2 protein-coding genes are annotated in these 1,292 nt (G+C 58.1%); both read right to left on the bottom strand.

From position 1 onward, the window contains the following. A partial coding sequence (locus AC1DPR_RS32020; RefSeq protein ID WP_477818032.1) for an HAD family hydrolase occupies nt 1–429 on the bottom strand: 429 nt, incomplete at its 3' end. Nucleotides 430–530: 101 nt separating this feature from the next. Beyond that, nucleotides 531–1,292 (bottom strand): FAD-binding oxidoreductase (locus AC1DPR_RS32015; protein ID WP_477818031.1); only part of this gene is annotated, 762 nt, incomplete at its 5' end.

The following is a 1,292-nucleotide window of genomic DNA, read 5'->3' as shown; positions in this document are numbered from 1 at the left end:
GATCGCGTCGAACTCAACGCCGAGTCGGGCATTGCTGCTGCGGAACGACAGGCGGTCGACATTGGAGAGGATCACAAGCTTGTAGTGCTGCTTGAGGTAGCGCAGCGCCTCGACAGAATCCGTAAACTCGGGCCAATCGGGAACGGACGCGCCAAAGATGTTGCATTCTTCGTTGGTGACGCCAACGTCCCATTCGTTGGCCAGGCGGCGATACACGATAGCGAGCAGCGCCGAATAGGCCAGGTCCGGCGTCATGATCTCCTGATCAGCCTCGTGCCTAGCATAGTTCTCGAGAATCTCGTCGCGAGTCTTGCCGGCATAGCCCGCCTTCTCGATCAGCGGTACCAGGCCGTTATAGATGCCCGTCTCCCAGTCGATGAGGGTGCCGTAGCAGTCGAAGGTCAATACCTTGAAGTCCGTCAGTTTCATCATTGCTCCTTTTCAGTAGGTCTCTGCGATGGCTTTGTCGAGGGCACATCGCAGAATCTGCATCAACATTCCAAATTTGCCCTGGGGGGAGTTCAGGACGCTCAGTTGGTCGGCATAAGGGGAAGCACCTTCCCCGGATTCATCAAGTTTGCGGGATCCAGAGCACGTTTCACGCTCCACGCGAGTTTCAATTCGACCTGGCTGCGCACGTGGAGCAGTTCATCGCGCTTCGCGGTGCCGACTCCGTGCTCCGCGGAAATGGACCCGTTTAGTTCCATCGCTGCGTCATCGACAAGCTTCGTGATCGCATCTCCGTGCGTGGCGAGATAATCCTCAGGTGTCATGTCAGCGGCGCGCAACGGGTTGAAATGGACATTGCCGTCACCAACATGGCCATAAATGACCATGCGCGTCGTGGGCGCCATGGCCAGCACCTTTGCCGATGTCTCGCGAATGAAGCGTGGGATGCTCGACAGTGGCACCGAAATATCGCAGCGGACGCTGCCACGCGTGCGAGTCTGCGCGTCAGAGATTTCCTCACGAATGAGCCAGAAGTCGGAAGCCTGATTCTCGTTGGATGCAATGGCTGCGTCATTGATCAGGCCCTTCTCGGCCACCTCGCTCAACGCTGCATAGAAGGCTGCTTCTGCGTCCTCCTGCAACGAGGTCGACGACATTTCTACGAGCACGTACCACGGGTGGGTCGACGGAAGCGGCGATGTCTGGGTTCGCAAATGCTCCAGGACCAGCGCCATTGCATCAGAAGAGATCAACTCGAAGGCCGTGACGTCTGTCCCAAGACGCTGCCGCAACAGGCCAAATGCTTCGAGAGCGAGTTCGGCGCTCCCCGAACCCAGCATCGC

It is taken from the genome of Rhizobium sp. 01T417 (assembly GCF_056398905.1).
This window is presented reverse-complemented; position numbering and strand designations above follow the sequence as displayed.